Annotated in this window: 18 protein-coding genes and 1 pseudogene; 11 read left to right on the forward strand and 8 right to left on the reverse strand. The window is 72.9% G+C overall.

Going from position 1 to position 21,036, the window contains the following annotated elements:
- Positions 1-120: 120 nt before the first annotated feature.
- Positions 121-1,842 (reverse strand): nitrite/sulfite reductase, encoded by a 1,722-nt coding sequence (locus V7S47_RS16820; protein WP_336562654.1) that lies wholly within the window; start codon positions 1,840-1,842, stop codon positions 121-123.
- Positions 1,843-2,191: 349 nt separating this feature from the next.
- Here V7S47_RS16820 and V7S47_RS16825 point away from each other — a divergent pair, with 349 nt between their 5' ends.
- On the forward strand, positions 2,192-3,634 hold the full coding sequence (locus tag V7S47_RS16825; RefSeq protein ID WP_336562655.1) for a glycine hydroxymethyltransferase: 1,443 nt from the start codon (positions 2,192-2,194) through the stop codon (positions 3,632-3,634).
- 12 nt (positions 3,635-3,646) lie between these two features.
- Here the strand turns inward: V7S47_RS16825 and V7S47_RS16830 are convergent, their stop codons facing one another.
- The 3 genes from V7S47_RS16830 to V7S47_RS16840 form a co-directional block, all read right to left on the reverse strand.
- Positions 3,647-3,877, reverse strand: coding sequence for a hypothetical protein (locus V7S47_RS16830; protein WP_336562656.1), 231 nt, complete (start codon positions 3,875-3,877; stop codon positions 3,647-3,649).
- Between the two features lie 126 nt (positions 3,878-4,003).
- A complete protein-coding gene (locus V7S47_RS16835) occupies positions 4,004-4,681 on the reverse strand; it encodes a response regulator (protein ID WP_336562657.1) in 678 nt (225 codons plus the stop codon).
- Positions 4,678-6,252: a sensor histidine kinase gene (locus V7S47_RS16840; protein WP_336562658.1), complete on the reverse strand. Its 1,575-nt coding sequence runs from the start codon at positions 6,250-6,252 to the stop codon at positions 4,678-4,680. The genes V7S47_RS16835 and V7S47_RS16840 overlap by 4 nt, the downstream gene beginning before the upstream one ends.
- 130 nt (positions 6,253-6,382) lie before the next feature.
- Here V7S47_RS16840 and V7S47_RS16845 point away from each other — a divergent pair, with 130 nt between their 5' ends.
- Positions 6,383-7,756 (forward strand): cation:dicarboxylate symporter family transporter, encoded by a 1,374-nt coding sequence (locus tag V7S47_RS16845; protein WP_336562659.1) that lies wholly within the window; start codon positions 6,383-6,385, stop codon positions 7,754-7,756.
- Positions 7,757-8,191: 435 nt separating this feature from the next.
- Here V7S47_RS16845 and V7S47_RS16850 read toward each other — a convergent pair.
- Both V7S47_RS16850 and V7S47_RS16855 read right to left on the reverse strand, forming a co-directional pair.
- Positions 8,192-8,548: pseudogene (locus V7S47_RS16850) on the reverse strand (SAM-dependent methyltransferase); the annotation flags it as partial.
- A 154-nt stretch (positions 8,549-8,702) separates the two neighbouring features.
- A complete protein-coding gene (locus V7S47_RS16855; RefSeq protein WP_336562660.1) occupies positions 8,703-10,367 on the reverse strand; it encodes an acyl-CoA dehydrogenase family protein in 1,665 nt (554 codons plus the stop codon).
- A gap of 18 nt (positions 10,368-10,385) precedes the next feature.
- Here V7S47_RS16855 and V7S47_RS16860 point away from each other — a divergent pair, with 18 nt between their 5' ends.
- From V7S47_RS16860 to V7S47_RS16870, 3 genes are read left to right on the forward strand one after another with little or no spacing between them, the layout of a single operon-like run.
- Positions 10,386-11,345, forward strand: a complete 960-nt coding sequence (locus tag V7S47_RS16860; RefSeq protein WP_336562661.1) for a YihY/virulence factor BrkB family protein — start codon at positions 10,386-10,388, stop codon at positions 11,343-11,345.
- Between the two features lie 10 nt (positions 11,346-11,355).
- Entirely contained in the window at positions 11,356-12,447 is a 1,092-nt protein-coding gene (locus V7S47_RS16865; RefSeq protein ID WP_090860100.1) for a potassium channel family protein, read from the forward strand.
- 57 nt (positions 12,448-12,504) lie between these two features.
- Entirely contained in the window at positions 12,505-14,451 is a 1,947-nt protein-coding gene (locus V7S47_RS16870) for an ATP-binding protein (protein ID WP_336562662.1), read from the forward strand.
- A 3-nt stretch (positions 14,452-14,454) separates the two neighbouring features.
- Here the strand turns inward: V7S47_RS16870 and V7S47_RS16875 are convergent, their stop codons facing one another.
- Positions 14,455-14,790 (reverse strand): STAS domain-containing protein, encoded by a 336-nt coding sequence (locus tag V7S47_RS16875; protein WP_336562663.1) that lies wholly within the window; start codon positions 14,788-14,790, stop codon positions 14,455-14,457.
- A 92-nt stretch (positions 14,791-14,882) separates the two neighbouring features.
- Positions 14,883-15,107: a hypothetical protein gene (locus tag V7S47_RS16880; protein WP_170867171.1), complete on the reverse strand. Its 225-nt coding sequence runs from the start codon at positions 15,105-15,107 to the stop codon at positions 14,883-14,885.
- 117 nt (positions 15,108-15,224) lie between these two features.
- Between V7S47_RS16880 and V7S47_RS16885 the strand changes: the two genes are divergently transcribed.
- The 6 genes from V7S47_RS16885 to V7S47_RS16910 all read left to right on the forward strand — a co-directional run bounded on the left by V7S47_RS16885 (position 15,225) and on the right by V7S47_RS16910 (position 20,859).
- Positions 15,225-15,689 (forward strand): hypothetical protein, encoded by a 465-nt coding sequence (locus V7S47_RS16885; protein WP_336562664.1) that lies wholly within the window; start codon positions 15,225-15,227, stop codon positions 15,687-15,689.
- A gap of 76 nt (positions 15,690-15,765) precedes the next feature.
- On the forward strand, positions 15,766-18,051 hold the full coding sequence (locus V7S47_RS16890) for a catalase (RefSeq protein WP_336562665.1): 2,286 nt from the start codon (positions 15,766-15,768) through the stop codon (positions 18,049-18,051).
- Positions 18,048-18,728 (forward strand): hypothetical protein, encoded by a 681-nt coding sequence (locus V7S47_RS16895; protein ID WP_336562666.1) that lies wholly within the window; start codon positions 18,048-18,050, stop codon positions 18,726-18,728. The genes V7S47_RS16890 and V7S47_RS16895 overlap by 4 nt, the downstream gene beginning before the upstream one ends.
- Positions 18,718-19,218 carry a hemerythrin domain-containing protein gene (locus tag V7S47_RS16900; RefSeq protein ID WP_336562667.1) on the forward strand — a complete coding sequence of 167 codons (501 nt, stop codon included), beginning with the start codon at positions 18,718-18,720 and terminating at the stop codon, positions 19,216-19,218. Before V7S47_RS16895 ends, V7S47_RS16900 begins: the two co-directional genes overlap by 11 nt.
- Before the next feature lie 286 nt (positions 19,219-19,504).
- Positions 19,505-20,467, forward strand: coding sequence for a universal stress protein (locus tag V7S47_RS16905; protein ID WP_336562668.1), 963 nt, complete (start codon positions 19,505-19,507; stop codon positions 20,465-20,467).
- Complete coding sequence (locus V7S47_RS16910; protein WP_336562669.1) at positions 20,464-20,859, forward strand: pyridoxamine 5'-phosphate oxidase family protein; 396 nt, start codon at positions 20,464-20,466, stop codon at positions 20,857-20,859. Before V7S47_RS16905 ends, V7S47_RS16910 begins: the two co-directional genes overlap by 4 nt.
- The last annotated feature ends 177 nt before the right edge of the window (positions 20,860-21,036 follow it).

A 21,036-nucleotide genomic window follows, 5' to 3' on the forward strand; every position in this document is an offset into this window, starting at 1 on the left:
GACCTCGTGCGGGCGCAGGTCCTGCTCGCCGCAGAACGGGCAGTGGAACGGCACGGCGCGCTCAGTCATTTCGGGGCCCCCGCGGGAACCGAGCGAAGCGAGTGTTCACGTGGGGAGTTCTCATGACGGGATCGACTCCAGCGACTTCTCGCCGCGCAGCAGGTCCTCGTCGGCGCGCTGGACCCACTCGGTGAACGACTCGCCGTCGGCGCGGTCGGCGAGGAACGCGGTGACCACGTTGGTGACGTAGTCGTCGAGGCCCGCGCTGGTGACCTTGTGGGCGCGCAGCTTGCGGCCGAAGTTGGCCTGCAGGCCGGTCGCGCCGCCCAGGTGGACCTGGAAGCCCTCGACCTGCTCGCCGTCGGCCATCACCAGCTGGCCCTTGAGACCGATGTCGGCGACCTGGGTGCGGGCGCAGGCGTTGGGGCAGCCGTTGACGTTGACCGTGATCGGCACGTCGAGCTCGGGGAAGCGACGCTCCAGCTCGGCGACCAGGTCACGGGCGCGGTTCTTGGTGTCGACGATGGCCAGCTTGCAGAACTCGATACCGGTGCAGGCCATCGTGTTGCGGCGCCAGTTCGACGGGCGGGCCGAGAGGCCGATCTCGTCGAGCCGGACGACCAGCTCCTCGACCTTCTCGGGGTCGACGCCGATCAGCACGATCTTCTGGTACGGCGTGAGCCGCGCGCCGGCGACGCCGTACTCCTCGATCAGGTCGGCGAGCTGCAGCAGCAGGGTGCCGGAGACGCGGCCCGCGGTCGGCGCGACGCCGACGTACCGCTTGCCGTCCTGCTGCTCGTGGACGCCGATGTGGTCGCGGTGGCCGACGGGGGAGGCGGGGGACTCGCAGGAGACGAGCTCGCGCCCGAGGTACTCCTTCTCGAGGACCTCGCGGAACTTCTCGACGCCCCAGTCCTGGACCAGGAACTTCAGCCGGGCGCGCGAGCGCAGCCGGCGGTAGCCGTAGTCGCGGAAGATGCCGGCCACGCCCTCCCAGGCGTCGGCGACCTCGTCCAGAGGGATCCAGACGCCGAGCTTCTTGGCCAGCATCGGGTTGGTCGACAGGCCGCCGCCGACCCACAGGTCGAAGCCCGGGCCGTGCTCGGGGTGCACGGTGCCGACGAAGGAGATGTCGTTGGTCTCCGGCGAGACGTCGTGGCCGGGGTGGCCGGTCAGCGCGGTCTTGAACTTCCGGGGGAAGTTCGAGAACTCGGGGCTGCCGATGAAGCGGCGGTAGATCTCGTCGAGCGCCGAGGTGCCGTCGATGATCTCGTCCTTGGCGACACCCGCGACGGGGGAGCCGAGGAAGGGTCGCGGCGAGTCGCCGCAGGCCTCGAGGGTGCTCAGACCGGCGCTCTCTAGGACCTCCCAGATCGCGGGCACGTCCTCGATGCGGATCCAGTGGTACTGGATGTTCTCGCGGTCGGTGACGTCGGCGGTGTCGCGTGCGTAGTCGCGCCCGATGGTGCCGAGGGCCCGCACGGTCGCCGCGTCCAGGAGCTTGCCGTCGGAGCGGACCCGCATCATGAAGTAGCGGTCGTCCAGCTCCTCCTCCTCGAGCATCGCGGTCTTGCCGCCGTCGAAGCCCGGGGCGCGCTGGGTGTAGAGGCCCATCCAGCGGAAGCGACCGCGCAGGTCGGCCGGGTCGATGGAGTCGAAGCCGCGCTTGGAGTAGATGTGCAGGATCCGCGCCTGCACGTTGAGCGGGTCGTCGTCCTTCTTGGACTGCTCGTTCTTGTTCAGCGGCTCCGTGTAGCCGAGCGCCCACTGGCCCTCGCCCTTCTTGGGGCGGGGGATCTCGGTGTGCTGCGGCGGCTGGGGCTTGAACCGGAGGTCGGGCATGAAGAAGTGCGTCCTTCGCTGAGGAGGCGCGCGATGTCGGCGCGCGGGGCGGGTCGTGGAGACGGGGCCTGGCTCAGCGCCAACACATCGAGCTGCGCGTGCGACCGAGGTCCACGTGGCGTCGGACCACGAGGAACGCATGGGTAGCAGCGGAGACCATGTCAAGGAGTCTCAGTCCCCGGACCGCCTGCCCACAAGCGCGCTTCTCATGATGTGAGACTGCACTCCACCATGTGAGACGCCGTGCGGCGGTGCCGCCTGGGGGCAGGCGTCGATGCGGCCCAGGTCACACCGGGACGCAGTCGTCCGTGATGCGGGTGCCCCTGCCGGGAGCCGTAGGCTGAGCGCCATGAGTGACCTCGACGCCCTCACCAGCAGCGCCTACTCCCAAGCTCTCGAGGTCATCGCCTCGGTGGAGCCCCGGATCGCCGACGCGACCCGCAAGGAGCTGGCCGACCAGCGGGGCTCGCTGAAGCTGATCGCCAGCGAGAACTACGCGTCGCCGGCCGTGCTGCTGACGATGGGGACCTGGTTCAGCGACAAGTACGCCGAGGGCACCGTCGGCCACCGCTTCTACGCTGGCTGCCAGAACGTCGACACCGTGGAGACGCTCGCCGCCGAGCACGCCCGCGAGCTGTTCGGCGCCGAGTACGCCTACGCGCAGCCGCACTCCGGCATCGACGCCAACCTGGTCGCCTTCTGGTCGATCCTCGCCCACCGGGTCGAGGGTCCGTGGCTGGAGAAGGCGGAGAAGAAGAACGTCAACGAGCTCACCGACGCCGACTGGGAGTCGCTGCGCAAGGAGCTCGGCAACCAGCGCCTGCTCGGGATGAGCCTGGACGCCGGCGGCCACCTCACCCACGGCTTCCGCCCGAACATCAGCGGGAAGATGTTCCACCAGCAGCAGTACGGCACCGACCCCGAGACCGGCCTGCTCGACTACGACGTCGTCCGGGCCAAGGCGAAGGAGTTCAAGCCGCTGATCCTGGTCGCGGGCTACTCGGCGTACCCGCGCCGCGTGAACTTCGCCAAGATGCGCGAGATCGCCGACGAGGTCGGCGCGACCCTGATGGTCGACATGGCCCACTTCGCCGGTCTGGTCGCCGGCAAGGTCTTCACCGGCGACGAGGACCCGGTCCCGCACGCCCACGTCGTCACCACCACCACCCACAAGTCGCTGCGCGGCCCGCGCGGCGGCATGGTGCTGGCCACCGAGGAGTACGCCCCGAGCGTCGACCGCGGCTGCCCGATGGTGCTCGGTGGTCCGCTGTCGCACGTGATGGCGGCCAAGGCCGTCGCGCTCGCCGAGGCCCGGCAGCCGGCATTCCGGACCTACGCCCAGCAGGTCGCCGACAACGCCCAGTCGCTGGCCGAGGGGTTCAAGAGCCGCGGCGCCAAGCTGGTCACCGACGGCACCGACAACCACCTGGTCCTGCTCGACGTGTCGTCGTTCGGCCTCACCGGCCGCCAGGCCGAGTCGGCCCTGCTCGACGCCGGTGTGGTCACCAACCGCAACTCGGTGCCCTCGGACCCGAACGGCGCCTGGTACACCTCCGGCGTCCGGCTCGGCACCCCCGCGCTGACCACCCGCGGCTTCGGGCACGACGAGTTCGACAACGTCGCCGAGCTGATCGTGCACGTCCTGCAGAACACCCAGCCCGGCACCACGAAGGCGGGCGCGCCGTCGAAGGCGTCGTACGTCCTTGCCGACGGGGTGGCCGACAAGGTCAAGGACTCCTCGGGCGAGATGCTGGACAAGCACCCGCTCTACCCGGGTCTCGACCTCGCCTGACCGCCCCCGACGTCAGCAGGCGGCGGTCAGCGGCGGGCCGGGGTCGTCCTCGCTGGCCGGGCGCTCCAGCAGGACCACCGCGGCCAGCCCGGCCAGGTCGGAGATCAGGTCGTGCGCGTCGTCGTATGCCTCCCGCAGCCGGGGGTCTCCCGAACGACGGTAGGTCTCGAGCAGGATCAGCAGGTGCGCGGCGCGCTGCGTGATGTCGCCCAGGATCTTCTGGCGATCGAATGGCTGTGACATGTGGCCCCCCATGCAGGGACGCGGAGCTCGGCGCCACGTAGGTGCCGAGATCACGTCCCGGTCTGCCGACTGTGCGCGCCCGTTCGGCAGCCGTCAAGACCCCCCCGGGGGGAGTGGGCGGCAGTCTCAGCGCCAGCGGTATTCGACCTCGGGGCGCCCGGACCCGCCGTAGCGCGGGTGCCGCTCAGCGAGGCCGCTGTCGGCGAGGTGCTCGAGGTAGCGGCGCACGGTGACACGGGAGGCGCCGACGAGGGCGGCGACCTCGGTGGCGGACAGGCCGACACCGGCGTCACGCAGGGCGCAGGTGACGTCGCGGAGGGTCTCGGCGCTCATCCCCTTGGGCAGGGCGGTGGGGCCGGCCGGGCGCAGGGTGCCGAAGAGCCGGTCGACCTCGTCCTGCACGACCTCGGCGGGCGCGGCGGCCAGCCGCTCGCGGTAGGCGGCGTACTGGCCGAGCTTGTCGCGGAAGGTCGCGAAGGTGAACGGCTTGAGGAGGTAGAGCACCACGCCCTGGGCGACGGCGTGCCGGACCACGTCGGGGTCGCGGGCCGAGGTGACGGCGACGACGTCGCAGAGGTGGCCGGCGGCGCGGAGCCGCTGCAGCAGGCCGAGGCCGTGGCCGTCGGGCAGGTGCATGTCGAGGAGCAGCAGGTCGACGGAGCGGTCGCGGTCGAGCAGACGCATCGCCTCTCCGGCCGAGCGGGCGACCCCGGCGACCTCGAACCCCTCGACGCGGCCGACGTACGACGCGTGCGCGGCGGCAGCGACCTCCTCGTCCTCCACGACGAGCACCCGGACCGTCACGGGGCCGCCCCCAGGTCCACCGCGAACTCCGCGCCGCCCAGCTCGGAGCGGCCGATCGTCACGGCGCCGCCGTGGCGGCGCGCCACCTGGCCGACCAGCGCCAGGCCGACCCCGCGGCCGCCGTCGGTGGCCTTGGTCGTCCACCCGCGCTCGAGGACGTGCGCGGCCGCCTCTCCGGAGAGCCCCGGCCCGCTGTCGCCGACGACCACCCGGAGCCGGCCGGCCCGGCCATCGAGGGTCACCGCGACCCGGCGTACGGACGCGTCCGCGACGGCGTCGAGGGCGTTGTCGACCAGGTTGCCGAGGACGGTCACCAGGTCCCGAGGCGGTACGGCGGAGCCGGGCGGGACCTCACCGCTGATCCGGAGGTCGACGCCGCGCTCGGCGGCCTCGGTGCTCTTGCCGAGCAGCAGCGCGGCGACGACCGGGTCGCCGACGGCGTGCACGACGCGGTCCGTCAGCAGCTGGGCGACCTGGAGCTCCTCGGTCGCGAAGTCGACGGCCTCCTCGGTGCGGCCCATCTCGATGAGGGACACGATGGTGTGCAGCCGGTTGGCGGCCTCGTGGTTCTGGGCGCGCAGGGACTCGGTGAGCCCGCGGACGACGTCGAGCTCGCCGGTGACCGCCCGCAGCTCGGACTGGTCGCGCAGGGTCACCACGGCACCGACGTCACGGCCCTCCCAGGCTGCGGGGGCGGAGCTGACGACCAGCACGCGGTCGCCGGCGAGGTAGACGTCGTCGTCGGCGGCGGTCCCGGCCCGGGCGGCCGCCACCAGCCCGGGGGCGAGGCCGATGTCGCCGAGCGAGCGGCCCACGACGTCCTCGGGCAGGTCGAGCAGGCGCCGGGCCTCGTCGTTGGCGAGCTGGACCCGGCCGTCCGGGTCGACCAGCAGCAGTCCCTCGCGGACGGCGTGCAGGACGGCGGAGTAGTACTCGTACATCCGGGTGATCTCCCGCTCGCCCAGCCCGTGGGTCTGCCGGCGCAGGCGGCGCCCGACCAGCACGGTCCCGCCCAGCCCGACCAGGAGTACGACGCCCGCGGCGACCGCCAGCGGGAGCAGGTCGTCGCGTACCTGACGGTCGATCCGGTCGATGGTGATGCCGACCGACACCAGCGCGACCACCGCGCCGTCGGGGTCGCGCACCGGCACGACCGCGCGCATCGACGGGCCGAGGGTGCCGGCGTACTGCTGGGTGAAGGTGCCGCCCTGCGGGGCGTCGCCGACCTCGCCGACGAACCGCTTGCCGATCTCGGCGGGGTCGGGGTGGCTGAAGCGGATCCGGTCCAGCGACATCACGGTGATGAAGTCGACCTCGGCGTCGGCGCGGACCTCCTCGGCCAGCGGCTGGATCGTCCGGCTGGGGTCGGGGTCGTCGACGGCGTCGGCCAGCGCGGGGGAGTCGGCGAGGGTGCGGGCGACGGCCACGGCCCGCTCGGTCGCGGTCGCCCGGGCGTCGCGGCGGGCGTCGTACGCCGCCATCGCGAGCGCGGCGACGACCAGCACCAGGACCACGAGCACCTGCAGCGCCAGCACCTGACGGGCGACCGAGAGTCCGCCCAGCCTGCGCATGGACGGATTGTGCCCCACCGCGAGGGGTACTTCGCGAACACAACGACCAGAACGGTGACCCGCGTCACAGGTCGTTCGAGAGTGAGGCCCGACCGCCGGGCGCCACCCGGCCACGTAGCGGAGGAACCTGATGAGCAGCACGACAACCGTGGATCCGGTGAAGCCGGCGACCCCGCCGCCCAACCGCAGCCACTACCTCTACATCGCGGTGATCGTGGCCGTCGCCCTCGGCATCGCGGTCGGCATCATCTGGCCGAGCTTCGCGATGGACCTCAAGCCGCTCGGCGAGGGCTTCGTGGCCCTGATCAAGATGATGATCCAGCCGGTCATCTTCTGCACGATCGTGGTCGGTGTCGGTTCGGTGGCCAGCGCGGCCCGGGTCGGGGCGGTCGGCGGCCTGGCGCTGGCCTACTTCGTCGGCATGTCGACCTTCGCCCTCGCGATCGGCATGGTGGTCGGCAACCTGCTGCACCCGGGCGATGGCCTCAACATCTCCGAGTCCGGCTCGGCGGCCGCCGAGAAGGCCGCCGCCGAGGGGCACGGCAGCACGGCCGACTTCCTGCTCGGGATCATCCCGGACTCGTTCTTCTCCAGCCTGACCTCGGGCGAGGTGCTGCAGACGCTGCTGGTCGCCCTGCTGATCGGCTTCGCGCTGCAGGCGATGGGCCCGAGCGGAAAGCCCATCCTGAAGGTCGTCGAGCAGGCCCAGAAGCTGGTCTTCCGGGTGCTCGCGATGATCATGTGGGTCGCCCCGATCGGCGCGTTCGGCGCCATCGCGGCCGTCGTCGGCGAGACCGGCTGGGAGGCGCTGAAGAGCCTGGCCATCCTGATGCTCGGCTTCTACATCACCTGCGCGCTGTTCGTCTTCCTGGTCCTCGGCTCGCTGCTGAAGGCCGTCACCGGGGTCAACGTCTTCAAGCTGTTGAAGTACCTCGGCCGAGAGTTCCTGCTCATCGTCTCGACCTCGTCGTCCGAGTCCGCACTGCCCCGCCTGATCGCCAAGATGGAGCACGCCGGCGTCGACAAGCCGACCGTCGGCATCGTGGTCCCGACCGGCTACTCGTTCAACCTCGACGGCACCGCCATCTACCTCACGATGGCCTCGATCTTCATCGCCGAGGCGCTCGGTGACCCGCTGTCCATCGGCGAGCAGGTCTCGCTGCTGGTCTTCATGATGATCGCCTCCAAGGGGGCGGCCGGCGTCACGGGTGCCGGCCTCGCCACCCTGGCCGGCGGCCTGTCCTCGCACCGCCCGGAGCTGCTCGACGGCGTCGGTCTGATCGTCGGCATCGACCGTTTCATGTCGGAGGCCCGCGCGGTCACCAACTTCGCCGGCAACGCGATCGCCACCGTCCTGATCGGTCACCTCACGAAGGGCCTCGACCGGCCCCAGCTCGACCGGGTGCTCGCCGGCGACGACCCGTTCGACGAGACCACGATGGTCGACGACGACCCGGAGGAGACGCCGTACCAGGACGCCGAGCGGGAGCAGGTGCGCGCCTAGCCCCGCCTCGTCGAGCGACGCCAGATGGCTCCTTCCGGACCCCGGGAGGAGCCATCTCGCATCACTCGACGGGCTTGCGCCAGACCGAGACGTGCGCCTCGCTGTCGGAGGTGTACGGCGAGCGCCGCCAGTCGGCGTACCGCGCCTCCAGGCGGAGGCCGGCGATCCGCGCCATCGGTCGAGCTCGGCCGGCCAGGCGTAGCGGAACCGGCCCGCGCCGTACCGGACCGTGTCGCCGTCGCGCGTGTAGTGGTGCGACACGCACTCCTGGGTCACCAGGTCGAAGGTGTCGAAGCCCAGGTGCCCGTCGGACACGTCGAACGGCGCGGCGAGCTGGCCGGGCGGCAGTCGGCGCAGCGGCGGGACGCCCAGCTCGATCACGAACCGCCCGCCGGGCTCCAGGTGCGCCGCCGCGTTCTCGAAGCAGGCCACCTGCTCGTCCTGGGTGCGCAGGTTGGAGATGGTGTTGAAGACCAGGTAGACGAGTGCGAAGATCCCCGGCACCCGGGTCGTCGCCATGTCGCCGATCACGACCGGTACGGCGTCGGTCTTCGCGCGCAGCCGAGCCGCCATCGGCTCGGACAGCTCGATGCCGCTCAGCGGCACGCCCCGCTCGCTCAGGGGTACGGCGACCCGCCCGGTGCCCGGCGCGAGCTCCAGGGCGCGGCCCCCACCCGCCAGCTCGGCCAGCAGGCCCACCGCCGGTCCGAGCACCTTGGGCGCGAACATCCCCGCGCAGTCGTCGTCGTACGTCCGGGCGGACTCCTCGTCCCACACCTCGCTGCTGGTCATGCGTCGACCCTGCCTGGGCGGGCCGTTCGTGCGCGACCGGTTATCAGCAGCGCGTCCCACGAACGGCGCAATTGCGCTGTTCGCCGGAGCGCTAGCCACTTACTCGCCCGTAGCCGGCGCAATTGCGCTGTTCGCGGGAGCTGCGCGCCGACGCTCAGACGACCGGCGTCGTCCGCTCCACGATCGCGCGCAGGTCGCCGCCGTCGAGCGCGCCGAAGGTGCCGTCGTACGACGAGCCGAGCCGCGAGGCGCAGAAGACGTCGGCGACCTCGGCGGGGGCGAAGCGGACGAGCAGCGAGGCCTGGAGGACGGCGGCCATCCGGCCGGCCAGCCGGCGGGCCTGGGTCTCCAGCTGGGCCGGGTCGCCGAGCAGCGAGCCGAGCAGGGCCAGGGTGTCGTCGACCGCGCGGTCGAGGCGGGCGTCGCCGCCGCGGGCCTGGCCGACCTCGGTGATCCAGGCGTCGAGGGCCTCGGGCTCGCGACCGAGCGCGCGCAGCACGTCGAGGGCGTTGACGTTGCCGGAGCCCTCCCAGACCGAGTTGAGGGGCGCCTCGCGGTAGAGGAGCGGCATGACCGACTCCTCGACGTACCCGTTCCCGCCCAGGCACTCCAGCGCCTCGCCGACCATCGCGGGCGTGCGCTTGCAGACCCAGAACTTAGCCAGCGGCAGCGCGATTCGGCGCAGCGCCGCCTCGTGCGGGTCGTTCCGGCGGTCGACCGCGGCCGCCAGTCGTACGGCGAGCGCCGTGGCCGCCTCGGCCTCGACGGCCAGGTCGGCCAGCACGTTCTGCATCAGCGGCTTGTCGGCCAGCGTCGACCCGAAGGCCGAGCGGTGGGCCGCGTGCCAGGAGGCCTCCGAGACCGCGCGCCGCATCAGCGACGTCGAGCCCAGCACGCAGTCCAGCCGGGTCGCGGCCACCATCTCGATGATCGTCCGCACGCCGCGTCCCTCGTCGCCGAGGCGGACGGCGACGGTCCCGTCGAGCTCGAGCTCGGAGGAGGCGTTGGAGCGGTTGCCCAGCTTGTCCTTCAGACGTACGACGTCGAGCTGGTTGCGGGTCCCGTCGGGCAGCACCCGCGGGACGACGAAGCAGGTCACCCCGCCGGCCGCCTGGGCCAGCACCAGGAACACGTCGTTCATCGGCGCGGAGGTGAACCACTTGTGCCCGTGCAGCGTGTACTCGCCGTCGGTCGAGGTGGGCCGGGCGAGCGTGATGTTGGCCCGGACGTCCGAGCCACCCTGCTTCTCGGTCATCCCCATGCCGGCCAGCGCGCCGAGCTTCTCCGAAGCGGGCCGCAGGCCCGGGTCGTAGCTGCGCGACGCGAGCAGCGGGGTCCACTCCTTGGCGATCGCGTCGTCGGCGCGCAGCGCCGGGACCGCGGCGTAGGTCATCGAGACCGGGCAGCCGTGCCCCGGCTCGGTGTGCGACCAGGCCATGAAGCCGGCGGCGCGTCGTACGTGGGCGTGCGGGGAGTCGTCCTCCCAGGGCGCCGCGGCGAGCCCGTGACCCACCGACCGGCCCATCAGCCAGTGCCACGACGGGTGGAACTCGACCTCGTCGATCCGGTTCCCGAACCGGTCGTACGGCGTCAGCCGCGGGTGGTGCTCGTTGGCCAGCCGGCCGTGCTCGCGGGCCTCCGCCGAGCCGGCCTCCGCGCCCAGCCCGACCAGGTCGTCGACCACCTCGGCCGACCCGTGCCGCACGACCGCCTCGGTGAGGGCCCGGTCGGCGGTGACCACGTTGTGCCCGACCAGCGGCGGGGCCTGGTTGGTGACGGTGCGGATCGCGGCGCGCGAGCCGAGGTTCGACGTAGCCATGGAACTACCGTAAGCGGCATGGCCACCCCCGACAGCACGGCGCCGCCGGCGACCGGGAGGACCTGGTGGCACCGGTTCGGGCAGACCCTGTGGCGCCTCGTCGTGGCGACGGTGGGGTCCTGCCTGCGCTACCGGGTGACCGGGCTGGCGGCCGAGGGGGCGTTCTTCGCGGTGCTGTCGGTGCCGCCGCTGGTCTTCGCGCTGGCCGGAGCGATCGGCTACGTCACCCAGCAGTTCAGCCCGACCGAGATCGAGAACATCCGGCAGGCCGTGCTCGACCTCTCGTCCCGGGCGCTGACCGAGCGGGCCGTCCAGGAGGTCATCCGGCCGACGCTCAACGACGTGCTGCGCGGCGGCCGGTTCGACGTGATCTCGCTGGGCTTCGTGCTGGCCCTGTGGTCGGGCTCGCGGGCGCTCAACGTCTTCGTCGACACCATCACGATCATGCACGGGCTGGGCGGCGAGCGCGGGATCATCCGCACCCGGGCGCTGTCGTTCGTGCTCTACGTCCTGGCCCTGGTGACCGGCATCGTGGCCATCCCGCTGATGGTCATCGGCCCCTCGCTGCTGGAGCACTGGGTGCCCGACCGGGCCGACGCGGTGCTGTTCTTCTACTGGCCGGTCGTGGTGGTGCTGTGCATCTGCTTCCTCGCCACGCTCTACCACGTGTCCGTGCCGGTCCGGACGAACTGGTCGTTCAACCTGCCCGGCGCGACCTTCTCGCTGGTGGCCTGGGTGGTCGGGTCCTACGTGCTGCGCTGGGTGCTCCAGGCGACCGCCGCCGACTCGCGATCGATCTACGGCCCGCTGGCCGCACCGATCGCCGTCCTGCTGTGGCTCTACATCGTCTCGCTGTCGGTCCTCATCGGCGCCGCGGTCAACGCCGCCTTCGACACGGTCTTCCCGCAGAGCTCCACGATGAAGGCGCGCCTGGAGCTGGTGCAGCGCCTGCGTCACCTGACGACGCGCGACCGGTAGGTTGCGCAGCGTGCCCTCCGTCTCCGCCGAAGCCCCGACCGGGCGCGTCGGCCTCGTCGCCCTCCCGGACCGGGCCCGGTCGCCGTGGTGGGAGCTCGGTCGCCGGCTGCTCGCCGCGCTGGCGATCCTGGTCGGCACCGTGCTGCTGGTCTACTTCGACCGCGACGGGTACGGCGACAACGCCGACGGCTCGGTCAACCTGATCGACTCGATCTACTACACGACCGTCACGCTCAGCACGACCGGGTACGGCGACATCGCGCCCGTCAGCGACCGCGCCCGGCTGATCAACGCGTTCATCGTCACCCCTGCCCGCATCGCCTTCCTGGTCCTCCTGATCGGGACCACCCTGGAGGTCCTCGCCTCGCAGGGACGGGAGATGTTCCGCGTCGCTCGTTGGAGGAAGAAGATGGGTCACCACGTCGTCGTCATCGGCTACGGCACCAAGGGCCGCAGTGCCGTCGAGACGCTGGTCAACAACGGTCTCGAGCGCGAGTCGGTCGTCATCGTCGACCCGAGCGGGGTCGCGCTGCAGGAGGCCCACGCCGACGGGCTGGCCGTGGTCACCGGCGACGCCACCCGCCGCGAGGTGCTGCGCCGCGCCGGCGTCGCCGACTCCGACCAGGTGATCATCACCACCGACAGCGACGCCTCGAACGTGCTCGCCACGCTGACCGTGCGCCAGCTCAACCCGGACGCCTGGATCGTGGCCGCGGTGCGCGAGCAGGAGAACGCGCCGCTGATGAAGCAGTCCGGCGCCAACTCGGTGATCACCTCCTCGGACGCGGTCGGCCGGCTGCTCGGCCTCTCCTCCCTCTCGCCGACCCTGGGGTCGGTCATGGAGGACCTGCTGACGTACGGCGAGGGGCTCGAGGTCGCCGAGCGCGACCTGCTGGTCTCCGAGGTCGGCAAGCAGCCGCAGTCGCTGCCCGACCAGGTCATCGCCGTCGTGCGCGACGAGAAGGTCTACCGCTACTTCGACCCGGTGGTCACCCTGCTCGCGCGCGGCGACCGGCTGGTCGTCGTACGCCCGGCGAAGGAGCTGCCCTGGGCGCCCCGCCCGGGCACCCACGGCGAGGACCTCGCCGCCGACGACGGCTAGGGTCGTCTCGCAGCAGCTCGTACGGCGTTGGGGTCTCGGGAGGATCTCAGGGGGAGCATGACGTCGGGCCGGGTGCGATCGTCCGCCGTGGCCGTCGGCTGCGCGGTGCTGTACGTCGCCGCCGGGCTCCTCGGCCGGGCCCTCCTTGTCGAGGGGACGTCGCTGTCGCTGGTCTGGCCGGCGGCGGGACTGCCGTTGCTGTGGTTCCTGCTCCGCCGGGTGAGCGTGCGGAGCATCGACGTGCCGCTGCTCGCGGTGGCCGCGGCGACCGTGCTCGCGCTCACCGGCACGGGTGGACCCGAGACGGCGCTCGTGACGGCGACGACCGTCGGGCAGACCCTGCTGGCCGCCGCGCTGCTGCGCCGCTGGTGCCCGGACCTGTACGGCGCGGGCGGGACCCGGCCGCTCGACAGCCCGCGGATGCTCGCCCTCCTGGTCGCGGCGATCGCGCTCGCGATGGCCGCGGGCGCAGGGGTGGGGACCCTCGGCCTGGCCGTCCTGGGGCGTGACCCGGAGCCGGTGACGCTGGCGCTGTGGTTCGGGCGCAACCTGTGCGGGGCGCTGGTGGTGACCGCACCGGGCCTGCTCGTGGCCGAGCGGCTGGCCCGTCCGCGGCCGCGCCCGCCCGTGCTGGCGGGTGGCTCCGGCGGTCCGGCCGAGCTGGTGGTCGCCTCGGTCTTCACGGTCGTCGTGCACGCCGTGACCTTCGGCTTCGGCGAGCTGTCGCTGGCCTTCGTGCTGGTGGCCGCCACGGTCTGGTTCGGCACCCGGTTCCCGACCCTGGTCCTCGCGGTCCAGACGGGTCTGGCCGGGATCGCGGTCGTGGTGGCGACCCTCGACGACATCGGCCCGTTCGTGGCCGTCGACGAGCCGGGTGTCCCCGCGCTGCTCGCCCAGCTGTACGTCGTCTCGACGATCGTGATCGGCCTGGCCCTCGCCACCGGGCGGGACGAGAGCCGGCGGCTCACCGACGAGCTGCGGACGGCCGAGGCCGACGCCGTCTACCAGGCGCGGCTCCTCGACGCGGTGGTCGCCACCATCGACTCCGGCATCGCGGTGGTCGACGACGTGGGCGAGATTCGGTTCCGCAACGAGGCCGCCGCCGCGGTGATCGGCGACGGGCCGGTCCTCGGAGCGGAGGGCGAGGTCGCCTCGCGGCTGCGCGACGCGGTGCGGCGCGCCCTCGGGGGCGACCTGGTCCGCGGGCTCGAGCTCGTGGTCGGCACGGACGGCGAGCGGATCCTGGAGGTGTCCGCGACCCCGCTGCCGCGCGACGACCGCCGCGACCGGGGGCGGGTCCTGGTGCTGTTCCGGGACGCCACGACCGAGCACGACCAGCGGGTCGAGCTGCTGGCCTTCGCCGGGGTCGTCGCCCACGACCTCCGCAACCCGCTGGCCGCGATCGATGGCTGGACCGACCTGATCGACGAGCACCTCGAGCGCGAGGAGCTCGAGCTCGACCTGAGCCGACAGTTCGTGGCCCGGGTGCGCTCGTCCTCGGCGCGGATGCGCGACCTGATCGACGACCTGCTCGCCCATGCCGAGTCGCGCGACCGCGAGCTGAAGGTGGTCCCGGTCGACCTGGCCGAGGTCGTGGGCGAGGTCGCCCGTGCGCGCGGAGCCGACGACCGGATCTCCTGCCGCGGGGCGGTGCCGAGGGTGTGCGTCGACCCGGTCCTGGTCCGACAGCTCCTCGACAACCTGCTGGGCAACGCCCTGAAGTACGTCGCCCCCGGCACCGTCCCCGAGGTCCAGGTGTCAGGCGAGCGGGAGGGCGACCTGGTCCGGATCGCGGTCGCCGACAACGGCATCGGCCTGCCGGCAGGGGAGCACGAGCTGGTCTTCACCGAGTTCCACCGCGCCCACCACCGCGAGTACGACGGCAGCGGGCTCGGCCTGGCCATCTGCCGCCGGATCGTCACCCGGCACGGTGGCACCATCCGGGCCCGCGACAACCCCGCCGGCCGAGGCACGGTCTTCGAGCTGACCCTGCCTGCGGCGTGAGGCTCAGGCGTGCTGCGGCAGTGCGCTCCGCGCGACGTCGGGAAGTCGGCTGCCCAGACCGGTTGCGGCCCGCAGCTCCCGGACCTGGCGGTTGGTGCGGACCAGGCTGACGGTTGTGCCGGCCTCCGACTCCAGGTCGTGCCAGGTGCGGGCCATGACCCCCAGGGCGGAGGCGTCGACGAACTCGACCCCACTCAGGTCGACGCGCAGGTCGGTGCAGGTCAGGTGGGCGGCCCGGTTCAGGCTGCGGCGCAGGGCCAGGGCGCCGAAGACGTCCAGGTCACCGCTGAGGGAGAAGTGGGCGACGGGTGGGACGTCGGGGGATTGGACGAGGAGCAATGTGACCTCCGGCCACGTGCGGCGCTGGACGCACCGATGTCATCGACGGTACGCCGGACCTCGGCCCGACGTATCACCCCGCGGGGGGATCGTCACTCGCGCCGCCGTACGTGGGCGGAGGAGACCCAGCCCTGCCGGACGTCCCAGGCACGGACGCCGCCGCCGCTGACCCAGACCGCCAGCGCCTCCCAGTCGTGGCCCCGGCGACGCCACTCCAGCAGCAGGCCGGGGGAGCGCTCGGCCCAGCGGCCGGTCACGCACACCCAGACGTGCTGGGGCACGGTGTAGCCCCTGGTGCCCGTGACGCGGTCCCGCATGGACGAACGATAGAACATGTGTTCGAACCGGGTGGTCCGTCTCCTCCCCAGGGAGGAGGGTCGGTCCAGCGCGACCGGGGTACCCCGGCGGCCCCGCTCGCGACCCAGGAGGCAGTCATGGATCCCCGCACCACCGACCGGACCCGGAAGGGCCGGCTCATCCGCGGCGGCTCGGCTGAGCCGACCGGAGTGGCGTGGCTCGACGAGGAGGGTGAGGACGTCGCGGACGCACGGGTGTTCCGGAGCCGACTGCTCCGTCGGGTCCTGGGGGTGCGGGTGCACGCGTCCGCGGGCGACGGCGACGTGGTCCTGGTCTCCACCCGTCGGTCGAGGGTGCTGGCCACGCCGGTGCCCTACGAGACCGACACCGGGCCGGTCGTGCTCGGGGCCGAGCCGCTCGGCCCGAACACGCACGTGCTGTCCTGGCGTCGACCCGCCGGCGCCTGGCACGCCTTCGCCGTGCTCCGTCTCGACGGGGTCCGCGACGCCGAGCCGCTGCCGTTCGACCCGGTGCGCCGTCAGGTGCCCGGGCTGCGGCGCTACCCCTCCGGTCGGCTCCGGGAGGCCGTCCTCACCCGTTAGAGGCGCGCCGTCACCCGTCGGGGTGGCGTCGGGGTGCTACCCCTCCGGGTACCCATAGGTCTACCCAGGAGGCCGCATGGCTCGCACCACCCCCGGCAAGGTCACGAAGGCCGTCAAGGACACCGTCGAAGGGGCCGCCGCGAAGGTCGCCGAGAAGCTGGCCCAGCTCGACCGGCCCGACATCCCCGGTACGCCGGGCTCCGGCACCCCCACCCTCGCGGAGCCGACCGAGCCGCAGGGCCCGCTCCCGCCCAAGCCGGACCAGGCCGGCCCGGAGCGTCGTACGGCGACCGGTGCCGCGACCGACGTGGACGCCGAGGCCGTCTCCGGCCAGGGCGCGTTCCTCACGACGTCTCAGGGCGCGCGACTGCGCGACACCGACCACTCCCTGAAGGCGGGGGAGCGCGGTCCGACGCTGCTCCAGGACCACCACCTGCGCGAGAAGATCACCCACTTCGACCACGAGCGGATCCCGGAGCGGGTCGTCCACGCGCGTGGCGCCGGCGCGCACGGCACGTTCGTCGGCTACGGCAACGCCGGCGGGGTGACCAAGGCCGGCTTCCTCGGCAAGAACGTCGAGACCCCCGTGTTCGTCCGCTTCTCGACCGTGCTCGGCTCCCGCGGCTCGGCCGACACCGCCCGCGACACCCGCGGCTTCGCGACGAAGTTCTACACGAGCGAGGGCACCTTCGACCTGGTCGGCAACAACATCCCCGTCTTCTTCATCCAGGACGGGATCAAGTTCCCGGACGTGGTGCACGCGGCCAAGCCGCACCCGGACCGGGAGATCCCGCAGGCCCAGAGCGCGCACGACAGCTTCTGGGACTTCGCCTCGCTGCACACTGAGGCTCAGCACCACACGATGTGGAACATGTCCGACCGCGGCATCCCGCGCTCGTACCGGACCATGGAGGGCTTCGGCGTCCACACCTTCCGCTGCGTCGACGCCGCGGGCGGCACGTCACTGGTCAAGTTCCACTGGAAGCCGCGACTCGGCGTGCACTCGCTGACCTGGGAGGAGGCGCAGCTGCTCGGCGGCACCGACCCCGACTTCCACCGCCGCGACCTCGCCGACGCGATCGAGTCCGGCGCCCTCCCGCAGTGGGAGCTCGGCGTCCAGGTCTTCGAGGACACCCCCGAGCAGACCTTCGACGGGATCGATCTGCTCGACCCGACCAAGCTGGTCCCCGAGGAGCTCGCACCGGTCCAGCCGATCGGCCTGCTCACGCTGACCCACAACCCGACGAACTACTTCGCCGAGACCGAGCAGGTCGCCTTCCACCTCGGCAACCTGGTGCCCGGCATCGACGTCACGGACGACCCGCTCCTCCAGGCCCGGCTGTTCTCCTACCTGGACACCCAGCTGACGCGACTCGGCGGCCCGAACTTCCACCAGATCCCGATCAACCGGCCGCACGCGCCGGTCAACGACATGCTGCGCGACGGCTTCCACCAGGACGGCGTCCACGGGGGCGTCGCGCCGTACCAGCCGAACACGCTCGACGGCGGGTGCCCGTTCTTCGCGGGTGCGGACGACGGCGCGTTCGAGGAGGTCGCGGCCCGGGTGGCGGAGTCGACCAAGGTCCGCGCCAACCCCGCGTCGTACGACGACCACTACAGCCAGACCCGCCAGTTCTGGCTGAGCATGACCCCGGTCGAGCGGGAGCACATCGTCGCGGCCTACACCTTCGAGCTCGCCAAGTGCTTCGAGCAGGTCGTCAAGGAGCGTCAGCTCCTCGCGCTGGCCAACATCGACCCGGACCTCTGCGCCCAGGTCGCCGCCGGCCTGGGACTGCCCGCCCCGGAGCCGACCATCCCGCTGGTCGACCTCGACCCCAGCGCCGCGCTGTCGCAGCTCGGGAGCACCTGGCCGACCGACGGCCGCCTGATCGGCATCGTGGTCGACCCCGACGGCGACCTGACGGGGGTCGCGGACGTGATCTCCGCCGTCTCGGCGGCCGGCATGGTGCCGCTGGTCGTCGCGCCGCACGGCGGCGTGCTCGCCGACGGCACTGTCGTCCAGCGCACCTTCGCGGCCACCCGCTCGGTCGAGTACGACGCGCTGCTGCTGGCCGGCAGCCCGGTCCCGGCGCCCGACGCCCTCACCGCGCGGGACAGCAAGGCCGGCGACTCCGCCGGTCCGGGGCTCGACCCCCGCGTGGTGCTGCTGCTCCAGGAGGGTTTCCGGCACGCCAAGGCGATCGGGGCCTGGGGTGCCGGCGTCGAGGCGCTGGCGACGGTCGGCGTCGACGGCGCCCCCGGGGTGTTCGCCGGGGACGAGCCCACGGAGGTGCTGGCCGAGGTCGTCACCGCCCTGGGCGCGCACCGGGTCTGGGAGCGGTTCGGCTCGGTGCTCGCGTGAGTGCCGCGGCCAGGACCGCGTCCGCAGGCGGGGCGGTCCTGGCCACGGCCACCCGGGCGGTCGCCGCGCTGCGTCCGGCCCGCAAGCCGCTGCACCCCCGGGGCGTGGTGCGCGCGGGCCGGGTGTTCCGCAGCGGCTCGATCGAGCCGACCGGCGTGGCCTGGATCGACCAGGTCGGCGAGGACGACGTCGACGTACGGCTGTCCCGCGCGATCGGCCTGCCCGCGGCGCTGCCGGACATCCACGGCCTGGCGATCCGGGTGCACGCCGCCGACGGGGACGCCGACCTGCTGCTGGCCAGCACCGGCTTCGGTCGGCTGACCCGGTTCATGCTGACGGCGAGCCGCTCACCGCTGCGCCGTCCGCTGACCACCCTGCTGCCCTACGACACCGACTCCGGCCCCGTCCTGCTGGGCGCCGAGGCGATCGGGGCGGACACGTACTCGATCTCGTGGTCCCGGCCGGCGGGCGACTGGGTGACCTTCGGGGTGCTCCGGCTGGCCGGTCCGCTCGACGACGGGACGACCCCGTCCTTCGACCCGGTCCGCCGTCAGGTCCCCGGCCTGCGGCAGTACCCCTCCGTCACCCGGCTCCGCGAGCCGGCCTACCTCCGCGCCCGGCGCTCCCGCTCGGCCGACGCCCGTCCCACCTCCCAGGAGAACGCCCATGAGCACTGACGCCATCGTGATGCTGAAGGACGACCATCGGGTCATCCTCCGCACCTTCCGCGAGTTCGAGGCCGCCGGCGCGGGCGCCCACGCCGCCAAGGGCAAGCTGGTCGACCGCATCGTCGAGCTGCTCACCGTCCACACCTACCTTGAGAACGAAGTCATGTACCCGCGGGTCCGCGAGCTGGTCCCCGAGCTGGAGGACGACGTCCTGGAGTCCTACGAGGAGCACCACGTGGCGGACGTGCTCGTCATGGAGCTGGTCGCGATGTCGCCGCAGGACGAGCGGTTCACGGCCAAGACCACCGTGCTCATCGAGAACGTCCGGCACCACATCGAGGAGGAAGAGGAGGAGTGGTTCCCCCAGGTCCGCGAGGCCCTCGGGCGGAAGGTGCTCCAGGAGATCGGGGCCGAGATGGCGGCCGCGCGCGAGAAGGCGCCGCGCACCCCGGCCCAGCCGAGTGCGCTGAAGAAGACGATCGACGCCGTCATCTCCTGAGCCTCGCCCGGCCCGCACCTCCACCACGCTCGGGACGGTGCGGGCGACCACCTCGGCCAGCGCCCGCTCGCCCGTGCGCGGGGGAGGCCCTGATCGAGGCGTCCGCGGGCGCCGACCTGGTGGTCCTGGGGCGGCACGAGCCGCTCCGCCCGGAGGGTCGCGCCTCGGTCCGGTGCACGTCCCCGGACCTTCCCGGACCGGGCCCAAGGGCCTGCCGACCGGTGGCGTCCGGCCCTGACCCGGACGGTCAGATAGCCGGACGATGGAGGGACGAGGAACCCTCCTCGTGCGGATCCGGGAGGTCGACATGACCACGAACATGATCGCCGGCACGGCGGACACCAAGGTCGGGAGCAGGGACGTCGTGGTCGGCGTCGACGGCTCGGCGGCCAGCATCGACGCGCTGCGCTACGCGCGGACCGAGGCCCGGCGCACGGAGGGCACGCTGCGGGTGGTGCACGTGCTGCCGGACCACGTGGCTGCGGCGTACCCGCTGCCCCTGCAGGAGATCACCGACGGCGGCCGGGCGGTGCTCCGCTCGGCGCTGACGCAGGCCGGGGTCGACGAGGGTCCGGTGCGGACCGTGCTGCGGCACGGCACCCGGGTCGCGTCCCTGGTCGCCGATGCCCGCGGCGCCCGGCTGCTGGTCGTCGGCGCCGACCGGCGCCCGCTGCTCGGCCGGCTGCTCACGGGCAACACCTCGACCGGGGTCGCGGCCGCCGCGGCCACGCCGGTCGTCTCCGTGCCCGAGGGCTGGTCCGGCGCCGGGCACAGGGTGGTGCTGGCCGCGGTCAAGAAGCCCGCGCAGGCGCTCGACCTGCTCGGCGAGGCGTTCTCCGTGGCGCAGGCCCGGGGCAGCCGCCTCCTGGTGCTGCATGCCTGGCGGCTCCCCAGCGAGTACGACGACGACGGCGTCGCCGGCCGTCCCGCGGTCGACGGGTGGGACGCCCGGGCCCGCCGCGAGCTGGAGGTCGCCGTCGCCGAGTGGCGGACGTCGTACCCGGACGTCGTGGTCGAGCTGCGGGTGGTCCACGACCAGCCGGCCCACGCTCTGGTGGCTGCGTCCCAGGAGGTCGACGAGCTGGTCCTGGTCCGGCGCGCTCACGGGTTCCCGGCCGCGGTGCACCTGGGCTCGACGGCTCGCACCGTGCTGCGCGAGTCCGCCTGCCCGGTCCGGGTGGTGCCGCCCGGTCGGTCGGCCGTCGTCCCGGGGCTGGTGCTGGAGGGCGCGGGCGGGGTGCGGAAGTGAACGTCCTGGGCGAGGCCGGGACGATGACGGCCGAGGAGTGCTGGGCGCCGCTGGAGGACGAGTCGTTCGGGCGGCTCGCCTACCGGCTGGTCGACGAGGTGCACATCGTCCCGATCGACTACGCGACGTCCGGTCGGGTCGTCCACGTGCGCACTCAATCCGGGAACAAGCTGCTGGCCGCGGCCCTGGGCTCCGACGTCGCGCTCGAGATCGACTGGCGCGGCGAGCACGAGGCCTGGTCGGTGGTGGTGCGCGGCCACCTGCGCTGGCTGGAGCCGGCCGAGCGGCCGCCCGACGTACCCGAGGCGCGGCCGTGGGTGTTGGAGGTGGCCTCCGAGGTGGTCGAGCTGGTCCCGGACGCGGTCGAGGGCCGCCGGTTCACCTGGGTCTGACGGTGTCGTCCCGCGGCGTGGACGACCGGCGTCGGCGAGGGGCTCTTCCCAGGCGCTGTCTAGGATCAGCGTCGGCCCGGACCGGTTCCGGAGCAGGGGGAGTGGGCGCGGGCCCGGAGGAGCGTCGCGCCCGGGCGACTTCCCGGTGCTCCAGGTCGGGGCCAGCTGCGGTCCCGG

Origin of the sequence: Nocardioides sp. CCNWLW216, from assembly GCF_037120545.1 — a bacterium.
Classification (GTDB): Bacteria; Actinomycetota; Actinomycetes; order Propionibacteriales; family Nocardioidaceae; genus Nocardioides; species Nocardioides lianchengensis.

Excerpts from the sequence above, each read along its gene's own strand:
- V7S47_RS16830 (WP_336562656.1), bottom strand. The coding sequence starts at position 3,877 with ATGTCACAGCCATTCGATCGCCAGAAGATCCTGGGCGACATCACGCAG.
- V7S47_RS16840 (WP_336562658.1), bottom strand. The coding sequence starts at position 6,252 with ATGCGCAGGCTGGGCGGACTCTCGGTCGCCCGTCAGGTGCTGGCGCTG.
- V7S47_RS16885 (WP_336562664.1), top strand. The coding sequence starts at position 15,225 with ATGGATCCCCGCACCACCGACCGGACCCGGAAGGGCCGGCTCATCCGC.
- V7S47_RS16820 (WP_336562654.1), bottom strand. The coding sequence starts at position 1,842 with ATGCCCGACCTCCGGTTCAAGCCCCAGCCGCCGCAGCACACCGAGATC.
- V7S47_RS16855 (WP_336562660.1), bottom strand. The coding sequence starts at position 10,367 with ATGGCTACGTCGAACCTCGGCTCGCGCGCCGCGATCCGCACCGTCACC.
- V7S47_RS16845 (WP_336562659.1), top strand. The coding sequence starts at position 6,383 with ATGAGCAGCACGACAACCGTGGATCCGGTGAAGCCGGCGACCCCGCCG.
- V7S47_RS16825 (WP_336562655.1), top strand. The coding sequence starts at position 2,192 with ATGAGTGACCTCGACGCCCTCACCAGCAGCGCCTACTCCCAAGCTCTC.
- V7S47_RS16860 (WP_336562661.1), top strand. The coding sequence starts at position 10,386 with ATGGCCACCCCCGACAGCACGGCGCCGCCGGCGACCGGGAGGACCTGG.
- V7S47_RS16890 (WP_336562665.1), top strand. The coding sequence starts at position 15,766 with ATGGCTCGCACCACCCCCGGCAAGGTCACGAAGGCCGTCAAGGACACC.
- V7S47_RS16870 (WP_336562662.1), top strand. The coding sequence starts at position 12,505 with ATGACGTCGGGCCGGGTGCGATCGTCCGCCGTGGCCGTCGGCTGCGCG.
- V7S47_RS16880 (WP_170867171.1), bottom strand. The coding sequence starts at position 15,107 with ATGCGGGACCGCGTCACGGGCACCAGGGGCTACACCGTGCCCCAGCAC.
- V7S47_RS16900 (WP_336562667.1), top strand. The coding sequence starts at position 18,718 with ATGAGCACTGACGCCATCGTGATGCTGAAGGACGACCATCGGGTCATC.